Source organism: Salinicola endophyticus (assembly GCF_040536835.1).
Classification (GTDB): Bacteria; Pseudomonadota; Gammaproteobacteria; order Pseudomonadales; family Halomonadaceae; genus Salinicola; species Salinicola endophyticus_A.
Map to the genome: position 1 here is coordinate 2,775,071 of NZ_CP159578.1, position 17,383 is coordinate 2,792,453.

The window sequence follows — 17,383 nt, forward strand, 5'->3', positions numbered from 1 at the left end:
AGCCCATCGCTCGCGCGACGCTTCGGGAACCCAAGATGATCGAACTCTCTCCCCTCACCGCCCTCTCTCCCGTCGACGGCCGCTACGCCGACAAGACCGCCGCGCTGCGCCAGCACTTCAGCGAGTTCGGCCTGATCCGCGCCCGTGTCACCGTCGAGGTACGCTGGCTACAGCGCCTGGCCGCGCATGACGGCATCAAGGAAGTGCCGGCGCTGTCAGCCGACGCCAGTGCCTGGCTCGACGCCATCGTCGCCAACTTCAGCGTCGAGGATGCCCAGCGCATCAAGGAGATCGAGCGCACCACCAACCATGACGTCAAGGCGGTGGAATACTTCCTCAAGGAGCAGGTCGAGGACAACGCCGAACTCAACGCCGTCACCGAGTTCATCCACTTCGCCTGCACCAGCGAAGACATCAACAACCTGTCTCACGCCCTGATGTTGCGTGGCGGTCTGAAGGATGTGCTGCTGCCGGTGATGCACGAGGTCACCGAAGCCATCGTCGCGCTGGCCCACCAACATGCCGACCAGCCGATGCTCTCGCGCACCCACGGCCAGACGGCGAGCCCCACGACCCTGGGCAAGGAGATGGCCAACGTCGCCGCGCGTCTGCGTCGCCAGCTCCAGCAGATCGAAGCCGTCGAGCTGTTGGGCAAGATCAATGGCGCAGTGGGCAACTACAACGCTCACCTGGCGACTTACCCCAACATCGACTGGGCTGCCAATGCGGAGACCTTCGTCGCCGAACTGGGGCTGACCTTCAACCCCTACACCACCCAGATCGAGCCCCACGACTACATCGCCGAGCTGTTCGACGCGGTGTGTCGTTTCAACACCATCCTGATCGACTTCGATCGCGACGTCTGGGGCTACATCTCGCTGGGCTACTTCAAACAGCGCACGGTGGCCGGCGAAATCGGCTCATCGACCATGCCGCACAAGGTCAACCCGATCGACTTCGAGAACTCCGAGGGTAACCTGGGGATCGCCAACGCCGTGCTGACGCACCTGGCCCAGAAGCTGCCGATTTCCCGCTGGCAGCGCGACCTGACCGACTCCACCGTGCTGCGTAACCTCGGCACCGGCCTGGCACAAGGCCTGATCGCCTACCAGGCGTCGCTCAAGGGCATCAGCAAGCTCGAAGCCAACCCGGAACGCATCGACGCCGACCTGGAAAACAGCTGGGAAGTGCTGGCCGAGCCCATCCAGACCGTGATGCGCCGCTACGGCATCGAGAAGCCCTACGAAAAGCTCAAGGAACTGACTCGCGGCAAGCGTATCGACCAGGCGGGCTTCGCCGCCTTCATCGACACCCTGGCGCTGCCGGACGAGGTCAAGCGCGAGCTCAAGGCGCTGACCCCGAGCACCTACACGGGCAACGCCGCCGCCCAGGCCAAGGCGCTGGGCGCCTGAGCGCGCCCGCCCCACCGCAGGAGGATGCCATGACCGCCGCCAATACCCCGCGCACGCTGCTGGGCGGCCTGACGCCCGCCCAGTTCCTGAGCCGCCACTGGCAGAAGTCGCCGCTGCTGATCCGCGGCGCACTGCCCGACTTCGTCTCGCCCCTGGATCCGGACGACCTCGCCGGCCTGGCCTGCGAACCCGAGGTCGAGTCGCGCCTGGTCGAGGAGCAGGGCCCGGACAAGGCGTGGCAGGTGAGCCAAGGCCCGTTCGACGACGCCACCTTCGCGCGCCTGCCCGAGAGCGGCTGGTCACTATTGGTCCAGGCGGTCGACCACTACGTGCCCGAGGTCGCCGCACTGCTCGCCCAGTTCGACTTCCTGCCGCAGTGGCGGCTCGACGACATCATGGTCAGCTACGCCCCTAGCGGTGGCAGCGTCGGCCCCCACGTCGACCAGTACGACGTCTTCCTGCTGCAGGCCAGCGGGCGACGCCACTGGCAGCTGGGCGGCAAGCCCGGCGACGAGGCAGCGCTAATCGCCGGGATCGATCTGCGCATCCTCGACACCTTCGAAGTCCAGCCCGATCAGGATTGGGTCCTGGAGCCCGGCGACATGCTCTACCTGCCGCCGGGTGTGGCCCATCACGGGGTCAGTGCCTCGGATGACTGCATGACCTTCTCGATCGGTTTCCGCGCGCCCTCGGTCGACGAGACCGTCACCGCCTTCGCCGACTACATCGGCGAGCAGCTCGGCGACAGCCAGCGCTACACCGATGCCGATCTGCAGCCGCCGCAGCATCCCGGCGAGCTGGACGATGCCGCGGTGGAACGCGTGCGCACGCTGCTGCTGGCCGCCATCGACCGGCCGGATCAAATGGCGCAATGGTTTGGACGCGCCATGACCCAGCCCAAGTATCTCGATCAACTGGTGCCCAGTGACAGCCCCAGCGATCCGGCCGAGGTACAGGCCGCGCTCCGCGCCGGCGAGCGTCTGCTGCACAGCCCCGGCTCGCGCTTCGCCTGGCGCGCACAGACATCGACCCGGGCGACGCTGTTCGCCGATGGCGACGCCCTCGACTGCGACCCGGCGCTGGCGCGGCGCCTGTGCGACGCCGAGCCGCTGGACCAGGAGAGCCTTGCCCACCCCGAAGCGGCATCCGTGCTGGCCGCGCTGCTCGACGCCGGCAGCCTGTGCTGGGACGAGGATGAGGACGACGACGAGGCGTGAGCGGGCAGCGGCGGCAAGTTCTGCACAGGCTGCCTACACTGAGTCGAGCCGGCCGCGGCAGAAATGCTGGACGAGTTCGGAAACACTGTTTTAATATTCTTGGCACACAGCTTTGTTGCTAGGTTCAGGAGGAGTGAACATGAAGAAACTGCTTATCCCCGCGCTGGCCATGAGCGTACTGGCGCTAGCCGGTTGCACCAACAACTCGACCTACTCGGGTGACGTCTACCGTGGCAATCAGGCCGAGACCGCACAGTCGGTCAGCTACGGCACCATTCAGTCGGTGCGCCCGGTGCAGATCCAGGGTGGCAACGGCGAGAGCGTGCTGGGCAGCCTGGGCGGCGCGGTGATCGGTGGCCTCCTCGGCAATCAGGTGGGCGGCGGCTCCGGCAAGACCCTGGCCACCGCAGCGGGTGCGATCGGCGGCACCATCGCCGGCAGCAAGGTCCAGCAGGCGACCGACCGCGTCGACGCCTACGAGCTGGAGATCCGCCAGGACAGCGGCCAGAACGTAGTGGTCGTGCAGAAGGCCGATCGCAACTGGCAGGTCGGCCAGCGTGTGCGCCTGATCGCCAGCGGCTCCAGCGTCAGCGTCGCCCCCTACTGACGCCGGCTGGCACACGCCAGTCCCGCGTCGCCGCCGGTCCGCGGCCACGAAACGGTGCCCCCAGGGGCACCGTTTCTGCGTTCTACCGCCCCAGTTGGCGATCATCGTTAGCCTGATACTATTTTCGCCTGTCACCCTTACTTTACATACGCTATCGTATGTTCTGTGGTTAAGACTCTTAAGGGAATAACAGGGACTATGAAGGGACGCATGATGGTCACGGCGGGCGTGGCCGCCACCGCAGCGCTGCTGTCGGGTACCGCCGGTGCCGACGGCCTGCTGACACTCAAATCGGAAAACGACCTGTTCGCCAGCGGCGGCGACGGTCACTACACCAACGGCCTCGAGATCGGCTGGTCCTTCGCGCCAAGTGCCGGCCACTGGACTCGCCAGCTCGCCGACATCCTCCCGGGCTGGAGCGGGGCTACGCTGGATGGCGCCGCCTATCGCTTCGGCCAGCAGATCTACACCCCCGAGGATATCGACCAGCGCAGCCTGATCGAGGACGACCGCCCCTACGCCGGCGTCCTCTATGCCGGGCTCTCGCTGTTCGACGAGTCGCGCACGCCCGGCTGGCGCCGCAGCAGCGGCCTGTTCTTCGACGCCGGCCTGGTCGGCCCCGGCTCGGGAGCGCGTACGGTGCAGAAGAACTTCCACCACTGGATCGGCAGCGACGAGCCCGAAGGCTGGCACAACCAGCTTCACAACGAGCCCTTCGTCAACGTGGCCTATGAGACCGCCTGGTGGAAGACCGCCCACTTAGGCGGCCTGGAGACCGAATTCGGTCCCTCGGTGGGTTTCGCCGTGGGCAATCTCTACACCTATGCTGCCAGCGGTCTGGGCCTGCGCCTCGGCGAGGGACTCGACCAGAGCTTCGGCGTGCCGGCGGTGGCGCCGTCACAGGGCAGCCGGGTCTATTTCCGCGAGAACAGCGGTTTCAACTGGTATCTCTTCGCCAATCTCGAGGGCCGGCTCATGGCCCACAACATGCTGCTCGACGGCAACACCTTCGAAGATAGCCACTCGGTGGATCGCCGCCCCTGGGTCGGCGATGCCCAGCTTGGCCTGGCACTGTCCTGGGACCGCTGGCAGCTCTCCTATAGCTCGGTATGGCGTACCAAGGAGTTCGACGAGCAGGACGGCAGCGATCGGTTCGGCTCGATCACCCTATCCACCTGGCTCTGAGCCCGGCACTCACCGGTCTATCCCCAGCGGCATACCGCGAGGCCCAAAACACGACGGGCGCTGTCCTCACGACAGCGCCCGTCGTCACTGGCCGATGGTAGCGGCGAATACCCGCTCAGTGCAGCTTGGCCTTGCGCAGCGCCCAGCAGGCCAGACGCTTGCCGACCCACACCAGCAGTGCCAGCAGAATCAGCGTCAGCAGCATCGAGATCGGCTTGACGATGAACGTCGCCCCCAGGATCGCCAGTGCCGCCGACACCATCCAGCGGTCCTGCGCCGGGTCCCCTCTGAGCTGCGCCGGCAGCCAGCGCTCGATCAGGCCACCCAGCGCTCCCTCCCACGCCTTGAGCGCCAGGAACAGCAGCACGGCAAAGGCGACGAGCCATACGATAAATACGGTCATGCAACACCTCTCCTCACCCCAGAGATCACGATATCAATGCCTTCCGCAGGGTACTCACAGCCTCGATCCGGCGCAACTGCCGGTGAATGCCGGGCGAGAGGCACGGTTTTGGCCCATGACAGCCGCTCACCACCTGACACGGAAGCCATGGCACGTTACGATATTGGAGACATGCACAAACGCAAAGGTTCCCAGATGCAGATTGCCCAGAACTCCGTGGTCGCTTTTCACTATACCCTGACCAACGACGCGGGAGAGGTCCTGGACAGCTCGGAAGGCCGTGATCCGCTGACCTATCTTCACGGCGCGGGCAACATCATCCCCGGGCTCGAGAAGCAGCTCGAAGGCCGCGCCAATGGTGACAAGCTCACGGTCGCCGTCGAGCCGAGCGAAGGCTACGGCGAAGTACAGCCGGCACTGGTACAGGAAGTGCCGCGCGACGCCTTCCAGGGCGTCGAGGAAGTCCAGCCGGGCATGCAGTTCCAGGCCCAGACCCAGGAAGGCCCGCTGATGGTCACCGTGACCAAGGTCGAAGGCGACACCGTCACCGTCGACGGTAACCATCCGCTGGCCGGCGAGAAGCTCAACTTCGACGTCGAGATCACCGAGGTGCGTGAAGCGACCGAAGACGAAGTCTCCCACGGTCACGTTCACGGTGAAGGCGGCCACGAGCACTGAGCCGCGCACCGCTGCGCACCGCCCACGCGGGCGCAACGACAAAGGGCAGCCTCTCGGCTGCCCTTTTTTTGTCTGCGTCCATCACACCGGTCAGCTGTACGTACAAGGCGCGCATGACGCAGCAAGTGCCATGCGATAAACCTCAGCCCTCGCTGGCCAGGACCACCCGCTGCGCCAGCTGGGTGCGCTCCATGGGGCGCCGCGCCTGCCAGTAGTAGCGCCCCCAGTAGACGTTGTCGAGGCGCGACAGTTTGACCCCCTGCGACGTCGAAGCGTGCAGGAAATAGCCATCGCCGACGTAGACACCGACATGGTTATAGGGCCCCGGCGGGCGGAAGAAGACCAGATCGCCAGCCTTGAGATCGCTGCGCGAGACACGGCTGCCCTCCTGGACCTGTTCCTCGGTGGTGCGCGGCAGCTCGAGCGAGAAAGCCTCGGTGAATACATGCTGCATCAGCGCCGAGCAGTCGATCCCGTGACGGCCATTGCCGCCGAGTGCATAGGGGGTGCCGACCCAGCGCTGGTGCTCGTCGAGCAGCGCTTCACGGATGATGGTGGGCGAGACGGGTGAAGGCTGGTGGTAATCACGCACCTGGCGCGCCTGCTGCTGCGTGCGGGGTGGTGACGCCGCGGGCGTCTGCTGGGCGACGACAAAGCGCGACTTGGCCACCGGAAGCGCATACTGCGCGTCAACCTGTTGTTGTTGTGCGGGGGTCGAACAGCCACTCACGACAAAGGCAATGGCCAACCCCAGGGCCGTGCGTTTGAGCATTCAGCGCAACCTCATTCACCGGTGAGCCACCACGGGCATGCCTCGATATCACGCCGCGGGCGTCTCACGACCGGGCAGGCGCCATCGGGCGAATTGAGTCGCTGTGGTGGTGACACCGGTGGGGGTGTCACCGCCAAAGCGGCCAGTATTCGGCTCGAATCATCGACAGTCAGGAACAAAAAAACCACGCGCCGTCTGGCCGACGGGCGTAGCACATCGCGGATGATATGTCATCGATAGGGCTTTGACGAGCCCTATCGTGATGAAAGCCAGGCTCGAGCGCCGCGTTCAGTGCAGACGATGCGGCCCGCCCACCAGCACGTCGACGTGCAGCGGCGTCGAATGGCGACCCGGGCGACCGGGGAAGTCGAGACTCGCCCAACTGCCGGCGAGCAGCGGCGAGGCACCGACCCAGGCATCCAGCGCCTCGCGGAAGCGACGCAAGAAATCGTCACGCTCCGGGGTGTCGTCCATGAAGAAGCCAAAACCGCTGTAGAGCCCTTCAGCGTAGGCCTGCCAGCTGCTGTAGTGGCGCTCGGCGAGACGCCCGGCCGCCTCGAGATAGCGCGTCAGCGTAGCATCGTCGAGCCAGTCGAGCTGGCGCCCGGCGAGACTCAGATCGACCAGTTGGGCGATATCCCAGGCGGTCATGTCCTCGTCGTTGCAGCCGCAGGCGTTGTCACGCACATGGCGTAGCCGCAGCAGATGCACTCGCTCCTCCTCGCCGCAGTCGCCGGACTCGAGAATCGCGATCTCCTCGGCCAGCCGGCGCCGATTGAGGGTATAGGGGGCGTAGTTGATCTGATACTCCTGACGATCCCCCGCCTCGAGCAGGAAATCGAGAAACTCGGTGAGCCCCACGGCCCCCTGCAGTGCGTACTGGTGTTCAAGCCACTCCTGCAGCGCGCGCCGATCCTCCGCCGCCAGCGGCAGCGGCCACTGCCACGCCGCTTCGTTGAGCGGACCGGCCAGGGAGATCGCCGTGAACTGTTCGAGACTCGGGCGCGGCCCCGGCTCCTGCCACTGGCTATCGAAAATCGGCGTCAGCCAGTGAAAGCGCGAGCCCGGATCGCGCAAGTGCCAGGCGATATCATCGCCCAGCCCGGTCTCCTCCGGCGCTTCCTCGGGGCTGAGCAGCGTCTCCCAGGTCAGCCACGCCGCGAGCAGCGTCTGCGGCGTGGCGTAGAAACGCCCGAGCACGCCGGCCAGCGAGCGCGCCTGCGCCTGTAGCTCGGCCAGCGCGTAGCGCTCGCTGTCCGCCGCCATTAGCAGATAGAAAGCGTACTTCTCGGCCATGAAGATGGTCGCGGCATGGTCAGCGCACGCCTTCAGCGCCTGGCGCCGCTCGCCCGCCACACGCCCGCTGCCTGCCGCGCCGGGATGACGCGCATCCGCCGCCAGTTGATTGAGATGATGCGCCTGAGCCGGCATCCAGTAGCGCGCCAGCGCCGCGAGCGGTTCATCGCGGCGCAGCGTCAACACCTCGTTGAGATAGCGTTCGGCATCCTCACGCCGTGCCGGTGCCAGCGGTTCGCCGAGCTGCTGGCGGGTCGCCAGGTCCGGCTCCCGCACCGCCGCCAGCGCCAGCACCCAGGCGTCGGCCGAGGCGTGACGCTCACGCACCACGCGCCGCGCCTGCTGGCGACGGCCATCGTCGAGGCTGTGTGCCAGCGGCGTCTGCCAGGGGCTACCGGTCGTCCCCAGCAGGCGGCCCCAATCGGCCTCGAAATCGGCGCACAGATCACGTCCCTCGAACAGGCTGCGACCACGCTGGTAGGCGTGAGCCATGGCGGGCCAGTCGGCGTAGCGCTGCTGCAGCAGATCCAGTCCATGGGCAGCGAAGGTCTCGGCCTCCTGCGCCGACAGCCAGCCCGCGCCGAAGCCGAGGTAAGCCTGATCGATCAGCCGCAGCCAGTCCCAGGCCGCCCACTCGAGCGGCTCCGCGCGGGCCAGGAAGGCGACCAGCACCTGGCCATATTCGCGCTGCTCGCCGAGCGAGGCGAGCCAGGTCTCGGCTTCCTCCGGGCCCTCGCGCCCGAGCCGGGCAGCATCCATGTCCCAGCCGTAACGATAGCCCTGACGCGCCAGCCACTCGAGACCCGCGAGCAGCGCATCGCGCCCGGAGACGTCGAGTTCTTCACGCAGCAGACGCTGCCATCCCAGGCGCTCGTCGGGGTCGGGGGTGAACGGCCAGCACAGCACCGGGGCGAAGGTCGCGCGCGCCCCCCACAGCGACTCGGCCCACAGCGGCTCGGGCGCCCCCTGCACCCCTTCCAGCTGACGCCCCAGCGCCTGCCAGTCGACCCCACGGCCCTGGCGTTCACGCTTGGCCAGCGCGCGCCCGGCGGCATCGAGCAGCGGATCGCTCCACGGCGCCAGCGCCGCGCGCCAGCGGGTCAGCGAGGGGTAGGCAGTTATGATCTCCGCCGCCAACCAGGCAAGCCAGGCTGCCTGGCGCTCGCTCTCGAGCCACCCCGCCGCCCCACCCAGCGCCAGCAGTTCGAGCGCCGCCAGACGCGACAACGGTGGCTGCTGCCCATCGACCGCGCTCTCCCACAGCCGCCAGGCGAACTCGTCACGATCCATGATCGCCAGCGTCTGCAGACGCTCACGCGCCTGGACCGGCGACAGCGCCTGGCGGGGATCGGCGCCCTCGGGCCAACCGCAGAGTGTCAGCTGCTGAGCCCACCACTGGACGAGAAGTTCGCGCAAAGAGAAACCTCGTGAAACGCCAAAGACAGGACGTCCGCTTGACGATCGAGGAGACCGCCACGGACGCGGCGGCACAGTATACCGGAAAGCGAACGCCCCGCCGACCGCCAGGTCGCCGGGGCATCACGCGGGTCGCCAAATCAGCTCATCTTGTCGACATGCGTACGCGGCGTCTTGTGCAGCAGATGGCGCAACAGCCAGCGCCGAACCCGGACCACGAACTGCTCCTGGAACACGATACAGAACAGCACCGTGAGCAGCAGGAATACCGGATAGAGCCACAGGTGCACCTCGCCGGCCGCGGCCAGGCAGCCGCGGAAGTCGCTCAGACACAGCCCCGGGTCACCCGAGAGCACCCGCTCGACCCGCGAGAAAATCGCGTAAAGCGGTACGTGAAGGGCGAACATCGGCAGCGAGGCACCGCCCAGACGCGAGGCCAGACGCTTGATCCGCCGGCTCCTGGGCTCACCCCACTGCGCGGCCACGTAGACCAGCATCAGCTGCGCCGGCAGCAGCAGTCCATCGTGCAGCAGGTAGTACCAGGCGTGCCCGCGCCCGAGCAGGAACAACGCCACCGCAATGCTGGCAGCCACGCCGAGCAGCGCCAACAGCTGCCGGCTCGGTGACATCGAGCGCCCCGCCGAGCGCTGCTGGGCATAGAAGGTGTAGAGCAGAATGCCGGCGGCGAACTCCGGCAGCCGGATCAGCGGATTGCGGTGCAGAATGCCGGTCTCCGGCACCCCGTAATTGGTGGTGAAGACCACTATCAGCGGGGGAATCAGATAGATCAGATTGACCCACAGCATGGCGCGCCGCGGATGCAGTACCCGGCGCAGGCGCGGCGCCAGCCACGGGAAGGTCAGGTAGAAGAAGAACAGCGCCGAGATCGACCAGGAGGGCGGATTGAAGGTCAGATAGAGCGGGTTCCAGGCGTGCAGCAGGGTCAGATTGAGCAGCAGGTTGATGCCCGTTTCCAGCGGCGACATGGTGTGGTTGAGGCTTTTCCAGTCGAGCTGGCCGATGTCGTTGTTGACGTCGTAGACCACGAAGCGCAGCGAGATGTCGCTGTCACCTGGGGCGATGGCGAGATAGCCGACCAGCGCCGACACGCTCATCGCCAGGATCAGCGAGCCGATATGAATCGGATAGAGATTCGAGAAGCGCTTGAGCAGAAAGCTCTTGACCGGCTCGCGCATGCGATGCGCATCGTCGAGATAGACGTGGGTCAGCAGAAACCCCGAGAGCACGAAGAACGCGCTGGTCGAGAAGAAACCGATATCGGTCACATAGTGCGACCAGCTGCTGATCGAGGGGTAGGTGTGCAGCGTATGGAAGATAACGATGTACAGGCCTAGAAAGAAGCGCAGCCATTCCAGGCCAATGAATCGCTCCTTCTGGCCGGCGCTTTGCGTGCCGGACACGGCGGTCTTTGAATCAGGCATTCCTTGCAGATCTCTGGCCGTCGAAAGGCCTCATTCTACCCGATTCGCGTCGTCGGGCACGCCCAGAGATGCGGCGTGCCCAGGGAGGGGCGCCAGCCCCGGCCGAAAAGCCGCGGCACGGCTCTCCTTCCAGGCCGGCTTCCCGGCCGGATCTAAGCCTTCTTGATCTTGGCCACCACCCACAGCAGGATGATGGCACCGATCGTGGCCACCACCAGCGACCCTATCAGCCCGTTGGAGGAGAGCCCCAGCAGACTGAAGATGAAGCCACCGATCACGGCCCCGACGATACCCACGCCGATATTGCCGAGGATGCCGAAGCCGCCGCCACGCATCACCTTACCGGCGATCCAACCGGCGATACCCCCGATGATCAGCCACAAGATAAAGCCCATAGAGTCACTCCTTGATTCCGATGAGGGGTGTCGAGGCGGCGCTTGCCGCCGTCGCCTCAAGAATAGACACCCCGGGCACAATCTTCACGGTCACCACCGCCCATAAACGCAATGGGCCGACAATCGTCGGCCCATCCTGGCGTTCGCCCTGCGCCCGTCGCTCAGGCGAAGACCGGCACCCGGGTCGACTCGCGCGATGGCATGCCGGACTCGAACCACTCCCGGTGCGCCTGCGTGTCGCTCCAGACGCGGAAGTGCAGCTGCGACATCATCACCGGGTCGTCGAGAAACGCCAGCCGTTCGAGGTTGCCCATCGCCGCGGGCCCGCGGGTCGCCGCCGCTGCCACGCGCGCTTCCCGGCGTCGGCGCAGCGGCTCCGCGGTGGCGTGACGCGAGGTGCCCAGCGCCGTCGCCAGCGCATTGGCGACCGGATCGACCACCACCTGCACGAAGTGCGGCGTGGCCGCCGCCGCGTTCATCCGCCCCAGATGACGCACCATTCGCCGCAGCACGCGTGGCGGATGAGTCTCCTCGGGGATGCGGAACAGCCGCGCGCGGAAGCAGGCACTGCCCAGGCCCACCCGACTCGACAGCGCCGAGACCGGGATCGACAGCATCATCGCGCCAACGATCGGCGACAGCCACCACAGGAAGGTCGGCTCCATGAAGTAGACCCCGGTCGCCCACACCGCGCCGATCAGGGTCTGGCTCCAGTGATTGCGGATCGCATCCCCCCAGGTGGTGTCACTGTTCTCGCGCGAGGGCGAGCGCCACTGGATCGCCCAACCCATCAGCGAAGTGAGCACGAAGCGGGTATGGAACAGCATCCGCACCGGCGCCAGCGCCATCGAGAACAGCGACTCCAGCACCATGCTGACGAAGACCTTGAACGGCCCGCCGAACTGTCGGCTGCCCTGGATCCACACCAGCACCACGCTCAGCACCTTGGGCAGGAACAGCAGCGTCGCGGTGGCGCCGAACAGGCCCACGGCCAGGGTCGGGTTCCACTGCGGCCAGACCGGGAACATCATCCCCGGCTCGGGGAAGTAGTTCGGCGTGCTCAGGGTGTGCACGGCCAGCAGCGCCGTCGACAGCACCAGGAACAGACACCACAGCGGCGCCGAGATGTAGGACATCAGGCCGGTCAGGAAGACCGCGCGATGAACCGGGTGGATCCCCTTGGAGAGGAACAGCCGGAAGTTCATCAGGTTGCCGTGACACCAGCGGCGGTCGCGGTTGAGCTCGTCGAGCAGATTGGGCGGCATCTCCTCGTAGCTGCCCTCGAGCTCATAGGCGATCCAGACACCCCAGCCGGCACGCCGCATCAGCGCCGCCTCGACGAAGTCGTGGGAGAGGATTTCGCCCGACATTGAGCCCTTGCCGGGCAGCGGCGCGAGCATGCAGTGGCGCATGAACGGCGCCATGCGGATGATCGCGTTGTGGCCCCAGTAGTGCGACTCGCCCAGCTGCCAGAAGTGCAGCCCGGCGGTGAACAGCGGACCGTAGACGCGGGTCGCGAACTGCTGCATACGCGCATAGAGATTGAGACGCCCCGAGGCGCGCGGCGCGGTCTGCACGATGCCGGCATCCGGGTGTGCCTCCATCATCTGCACCAGACGCGTCAGGCAAGCGCCGCTCATCACGCTGTCGGCATCGAGCACCAGCATGTAGCGATAGAGCGCGCCCCAGCGCCGACAGAAGTCGTCGAGGTTGCCGCTCTTGCGCTTGACCCGGCGCTGGCGCCGACGATAGAAGACCTGACCGAAGGCATCGAGATCGCGGCACAGCGCCAGCCAGGCGTGGGTCTCGGCGATCGCCGTGTCGGGGTCGAAGGTGTCGCTCAGGATGAACAGATCGAAGTGACGGTCATTGCCGCTCTGGCGCAACGACTCCAGGGTCGCGCGCACCCCGGCGAACACCCGCGACACGTCCTCGTTGCAGATCGGCACCAGCAGCGCGGTGCGCGCGCTGGGGTCGATCGGCTCGTCACCCACGTCCGAATCGATGGCGTAGCGGTCGCGCCCGCGCAGAAGCTGGAAGAAGCCCATCAGCGCGGTCCAGAAACCCGCCGAGACCCAGGCGAACAGCAGCACGAAAAGCCCCAGAATGGCCATCTCCAGCCACTGCGCGCCCTGCCCCGGCAGCACCGTGCGCATCTGGTTGGCGGCGATCACGCTCTGCCCGAAGATCAGCACCAGCAGCACCCAGCGACGCCCGGTAGCGACCCACTGCCAGCGCGGCTTGGGCTTGGCCGGGCGCACGCGACGGCGAAAACCGCGCCCGACCCAGTTGCGGAAACGCTGTCCGAAACGCACGAACGGGTTGGTCGACCATGCCTCCGGCGCCAGCGGGGTGCGCTGCATCGGCGGCGCGGTCTGCAGACGGGTGATACCCGCCGCATCCGTGGTGAGAACCTCCGGCGGCGCCAGCGGCGGCTCGGCGTAGGCCAGCGCCAGCCGCCGCCCTACCGACTGCGCCGCGGGATCCTCGGCGTCCGGCTCGTGCCCGCCCAGGGCGGCGTGCAGCGCGGCCATGTCGTGTGTATCCAGATCGCTCGCCAGCAGGCGCCGCCGCGCCTCGCGGTCCTGGGCCTCGAGCGCCAGGCGCTCGAGGTACTGATCGGGCGATGCGATCCGCTGTGAGGGAGTCGCATCAACCATTGGCAGGCAACCGGTAGTACCAGGTCTCGGAGAGGCGCTGGTCACCCTTGTTGAGATAGGCGCGGATATCCAGCGGCTTGCTGTTGTCGCTGCGCTTGACCTTGACGAACACCCGCCAGCCGCCGGTGGCCGGATTGGGCTCGGCGCGGCTGCTGACCAGCTCACCGTTGTCGCCCACGCTGGCCTGGACACTGATGTTGGCGTCGGCACCCAGACCCGAGAGCGCGGCACCGTCGAAATCGATCACGAACGCCAGCGAGCCGTCGGCTTCACGCACCAGATTGTCCTTGAGCACCTCACCGCGCGAGCGGCGGGTCTGCTCGACCCAGGCCAGCGACGGATCGGCATAGCGGCTCTCGTTCTTGGTCACGGTGAAACGGTAGTCGTAGTCCAGCGGCGTACCGGGCTCGGGCGCGGTCTCAGGCAGCCACATCGAGACGATGTTGTCGTTGGTCTCGTTGGGGCTCGGAATCTGGATCAGTTCGATCTTGCCCGCGCCCCACTCGTTCTGCGGCTCGACCCAGGCGCTGGGACGCAGATCGTAGCGGTTGGCGATATCCTGGTAGGCGGCGAAGTCGTGGTTGCGCTGCATCAGCCCGTAGCCACGCAGCCGTGGAGTCGCCTGCTCGTTGATCATCAGCTTGGCCGGGTTGGCCAGGGCACGCCAGGTCCAGCCGTTCTGCGAGTCGCTGATCAAAAGGCCATTGGAGTCATGGATGGCGGGGCGATAGTTGAGCTCGGAGGACGGCTGCGCCGGGCCATAGAGATACATGCTGGTGAGCGGTGCAATGCCCAGCTTCTCGATCGGACGGCGCAGGTAGAGCCGCGACTTGACGTCGACCACGGTGTCGGCGCCGGGGCGCAGCACGAAACGGTAGGCGCCGGTGACGCTGGCCGAGTCGAGCAGCGCGAAGATGGTCAGGTACTGGCTGCTCTTGCTCGGCTTGACGACCCAGAACTCCTTGAAGCGCGGGAACTCTTCACCCGAGGAGAGACCGGTATCGACCGCCAGGCCGCGCCCGGAGACACCGTAGACCTGATCCTTGCCGACCACGCGGAAATAGCTCGCGCCGAGGAAGACCATGGTCTCGTCCTTGCGCGGGTTGTCGTTGAGCGCGTAGTTCACCTTGAAGCCGGCGATGCCCAGATCGGTGCTGTTCTTGACCTTGTCCGAGAGCTGCAGATCACCATAGCTGAAGTCGTCGGGCTTGTAGGTGAAGTCGTGCACCTCACCCTGCTCGTCGACGCTGTGCAGCTTGATCGCGCTGTCGTAATGCATGCCTTCGTGGAAGAAGCTCAGGGTGAACGGCACCCCATCCCCACTCCAGACATCGCGGTCGCGCTTGAACTGGATCTGCTCGTACTGGGCGAAGTTCAGGTTGCGCAGCTCGTCGGGCAGATTGCGTTCCGGTTCACTGTAACCCTGCTGGGAGAGTTCCTCGGCCTGCTTGGCGACGTCGTCGAAGCCGAAAGCCAGCACGTTCTGGGCGATGCCGCTGAGCAGCAGCCCAGCCAGGGCCGCCGCGGGTATCAGACCCTTGCGTCGTTGAAGGTTACCTTGCCGGATCGATGCACTCACACTCACACTCCTTTCAAAACTATCTTGTCCGGTAACAACACGCTCATCCGGTGGCACCACGGACACCGGGCCGAGCCTGCCGCGGCAGGCGGCAACGAAGCGCGCCGACAACACCTCGCCTTGCCATGGCAAGGGCAATGCGATGATAACTTGCGACGAAAAACGACGGGATAGCGAAGCATCCGTGCCTCTGTGACAGCCGCAGTCTAGCATAGGCGCCGCCGCCAAGCCGCGCCGACCTATAGAGAGCGCCGCGTCTGCTTCTCGGCGCAGTACCTGCTGCCAGCCCCCGACAAGATACACATGGAGGCCGGCGTCTGAAGCCATGCTGCCATCCCGGCGATGCCGCTGGCTGGGCATAATGGCGTATCTGGCCCTTTTCAGCTACCCCCGGGACCATCCCGCCGGGCACTCGAGCCGCTTGCCACCGCCCTTCTCGGCACGCTCTCCCCCCTGATCGCGCCATTCGGCTCTTCGATCTCGGTAAGCCCCAGCTCATGCCTAGACATTGCACAGGCTATGTCAGACAAATGGCGAATAGCGCTTTGCGCCCACTTACCCGACACTCCGCAGCGTAATGCGGCAAGCCCGAGACGGCGCCGCCGGGATGCATTCAACCAGGAACTGCCCCAATGCATGCATGGACTCTGATCTCGTTTCTCTTTTTCACGGGGCTGGTCGCCTTGATCACATGGCGCATCACCCACCGTGACGATCTCAGCAACACCCGCGGCTACTTTCTCGCCGGACGCAGCCTGACCTTCCCGCTGATCGCGGGTTCGCTGCTGATGACCAACCTCTCCACCGAGCAGATGGTGGGGCTCAACGGCGCCGCCTTCGCCGACGGCCTGAGCGTCATGGCGTGGGAAGTGGTCGCCGTGGTCGCACTGGTGCTGCTGGCGCTGTTCTTCCTGCCGCGCTTCCTGCGCAGCGGCATCACCACCGTGCCGCAGCTGCTGCTGGAGCGCTTCGGCCCGACCACCCAACTGATCTGTAACGTGATCTTCCTGATCGCCTACGCGGTGATCCTGCTGCCGATCATTCTCTACTCCGGTGCCGTGGGCCTGCAGGGGATGCTCGATCTGCCGGTGCTGACCGGCATCGACTCGAGCACCACCCTGCTGTGGCTGACGGTCTGGGGGGTGGGCCTGATCGGCGCGATCTACGCGCTGTTCGGCGGCCTGCGCACGGTCGCGGTGTCCGATACCATCAACGCCATCGGCCTGCTGGTGGGCGGTCTGCTGATCGTCTACCTGGGGCTCGACGCGGTGGGTGACGGCAACGGCATCGCCGCCGGCTGGCACGCGATCCAGCAAGTCCAGCCGGAGCGCCTGAACTCCCTCGGCGGGCCGGACCAGCAGGTCCCGTGGCCGACGCTGTTCACCGGCGTCTTCCTGATCAACCTCTTCTACTGGTCCACCAACCAGCAGATCATCCAGCGCACCTTTGCCGCGCGCAGCCTCGCCGAAGGCCAGAAGGGGGTACTGCTGACGGGCTTCCTCAAGCTGCTCGGCCCGCTCTATCTGGTGCTGCCGGGGATCATCGCCTTCCAGCTCTACGCCGGCGACGGTATCGCCCCGGACCAGGCCTATGGCCATCTGGTGTTTCATCTGCTGCCGCCGTGGCTGACCGGCTTCTTCGCCGCGGTGATGGTCGGCGCCATCCTCTCCTCGTTCAACTCGGCACTCAACAGCACCACCACGCTGTTCAGCCTGGGCCTCTACAAGGGTGTGTTCCGCAAGGACGCCAGCGAGGCCGAGGTGGTCAAGTCGGGCAAGGTGTTCGGCTGGATCATGGCAGTGGCATCGATGGCGATCGCCCCGCTGCTGGCCGGACAGGAGAGCCTGTTCGACTATCTGCAGACGATGAACGCGATCTACTTCATCCCCATCCTGGCGGTGGTGATCGTCGGCCTGCTGACCAAGCGCGTCCCCGAAAGTGCCGCCATCTTCGGCCTGATCGGCGGTATCGTACTGATCGCGCTGGGCTACTTCGTGCCGCCGTTCAACGCCATCCTCGACCTGACCAACCAGTACCACTTCGTCGCCGGGGTGTTCGTGCTGCTGATCCTCGGCATGCTGCTGATCGGCAAGATTGCGCCGCGGCGTGAAGCCTGGATCCAGGAGGACGTCAAGGCGGTCGATCTGACTCCGTGGAAAGGCGCGGTGCCGGTGGGCATCCTGCTGCTGGTGCTGGTGTTCGCGATCTACCTCACCTTCGCCAACTGAGTGCGTCGAGGTCGGCCGCATTCAGCATCCGACGACGACACGGAACCCTCCAGTAGCGCCCCGCCCAGTGCGGGGCGTTCACGTATCCGGGCG

General features: G+C 66.1%; 13 protein-coding genes. 6 read left to right on the forward strand and 7 right to left on the reverse strand.

Annotation, left to right across the window (positions count from 1 at the left end):
- The first annotated feature begins 38 nt into the window (after positions 1-38).
- The 4 genes from purB to ABV408_RS12470 all read left to right on the forward strand — a co-directional run bounded on the left by purB (position 39) and on the right by ABV408_RS12470 (position 4,421).
- Positions 39-1,412, forward strand: coding sequence for an adenylosuccinate lyase (gene purB, locus ABV408_RS12455; RefSeq protein WP_353982237.1), 1,374 nt, complete (start codon positions 39-41; stop codon positions 1,410-1,412).
- Between the two features lie 29 nt (positions 1,413-1,441).
- Positions 1,442-2,629, forward strand: a complete 1,188-nt coding sequence (locus tag ABV408_RS12460) for a cupin domain-containing protein (protein WP_353979260.1) — start codon at positions 1,442-1,444, stop codon at positions 2,627-2,629.
- 139 nt (positions 2,630-2,768) lie between these two features.
- Positions 2,769-3,236, forward strand: coding sequence for a glycine zipper 2TM domain-containing protein (locus ABV408_RS12465; protein ID WP_353979261.1), 468 nt, complete (start codon positions 2,769-2,771; stop codon positions 3,234-3,236).
- 210 nt (positions 3,237-3,446) lie between these two features.
- Complete coding sequence (locus ABV408_RS12470) at positions 3,447-4,421, forward strand: lipid A deacylase LpxR family protein (RefSeq protein ID WP_353979262.1); 975 nt, start codon at positions 3,447-3,449, stop codon at positions 4,419-4,421.
- Positions 4,422-4,536: 115 nt separating this feature from the next.
- Here the strand turns inward: ABV408_RS12470 and ABV408_RS12475 are convergent, their stop codons facing one another.
- A complete protein-coding gene (locus ABV408_RS12475) occupies positions 4,537-4,824 on the reverse strand; it encodes a hypothetical protein (protein WP_353979263.1) in 288 nt (95 codons plus the stop codon).
- Positions 4,825-5,019: 195 nt separating this feature from the next.
- Here ABV408_RS12475 and ABV408_RS12480 point away from each other — a divergent pair, with 195 nt between their 5' ends.
- Positions 5,020-5,502 (forward strand): peptidylprolyl isomerase, encoded by a 483-nt coding sequence (locus tag ABV408_RS12480; protein ID WP_353982238.1) that lies wholly within the window; start codon positions 5,020-5,022, stop codon positions 5,500-5,502.
- Positions 5,503-5,644: 142 nt separating this feature from the next.
- On the opposite strand, the gene ABV408_RS12485 is transcribed toward ABV408_RS12480, so the two are convergent.
- The 6 genes from ABV408_RS12485 to ABV408_RS12510 all read right to left on the reverse strand — a co-directional run bounded on the left by ABV408_RS12485 (position 5,645) and on the right by ABV408_RS12510 (position 15,062).
- Positions 5,645-6,274, reverse strand: a complete 630-nt coding sequence (locus ABV408_RS12485) for an NlpC/P60 family protein (RefSeq protein ID WP_353979264.1) — start codon at positions 6,272-6,274, stop codon at positions 5,645-5,647.
- A gap of 288 nt (positions 6,275-6,562) precedes the next feature.
- On the reverse strand, positions 6,563-8,986 hold the full coding sequence (locus ABV408_RS12490) for a YbeU/YbeR family protein (protein WP_353979265.1): 2,424 nt from the start codon (positions 8,984-8,986) through the stop codon (positions 6,563-6,565).
- Positions 8,987-9,126: 140 nt separating this feature from the next.
- On the reverse strand, positions 9,127-10,428 hold the full coding sequence (locus ABV408_RS12495) for an acyltransferase (RefSeq protein ID WP_353979266.1): 1,302 nt from the start codon (positions 10,426-10,428) through the stop codon (positions 9,127-9,129).
- Between the two features lie 152 nt (positions 10,429-10,580).
- Complete coding sequence (locus ABV408_RS12500; protein ID WP_035473219.1) at positions 10,581-10,823, reverse strand: GlsB/YeaQ/YmgE family stress response membrane protein; 243 nt, start codon at positions 10,821-10,823, stop codon at positions 10,581-10,583.
- 161 nt (positions 10,824-10,984) lie between these two features.
- Positions 10,985-13,483 carry a glucans biosynthesis glucosyltransferase MdoH gene (mdoH, locus tag ABV408_RS12505; protein ID WP_353979267.1) on the reverse strand — a complete coding sequence of 833 codons (2,499 nt, stop codon included), beginning with the start codon at positions 13,481-13,483 and terminating at the stop codon, positions 10,985-10,987.
- Positions 13,476-15,062 (reverse strand): glucan biosynthesis protein G, encoded by a 1,587-nt coding sequence (locus ABV408_RS12510; protein WP_353979268.1) that lies wholly within the window; start codon positions 15,060-15,062, stop codon positions 13,476-13,478. Before ABV408_RS12510 ends, mdoH begins: the two co-directional genes overlap by 8 nt.
- A 632-nt stretch (positions 15,063-15,694) precedes the next feature.
- Between ABV408_RS12510 and ABV408_RS12515 the strand changes: the two genes are divergently transcribed.
- Positions 15,695-17,290 (forward strand): solute:sodium symporter family transporter, encoded by a 1,596-nt coding sequence (locus ABV408_RS12515; RefSeq protein WP_353979269.1) that lies wholly within the window; start codon positions 15,695-15,697, stop codon positions 17,288-17,290.
- Positions 17,291-17,383 lie beyond the last annotated feature (93 nt).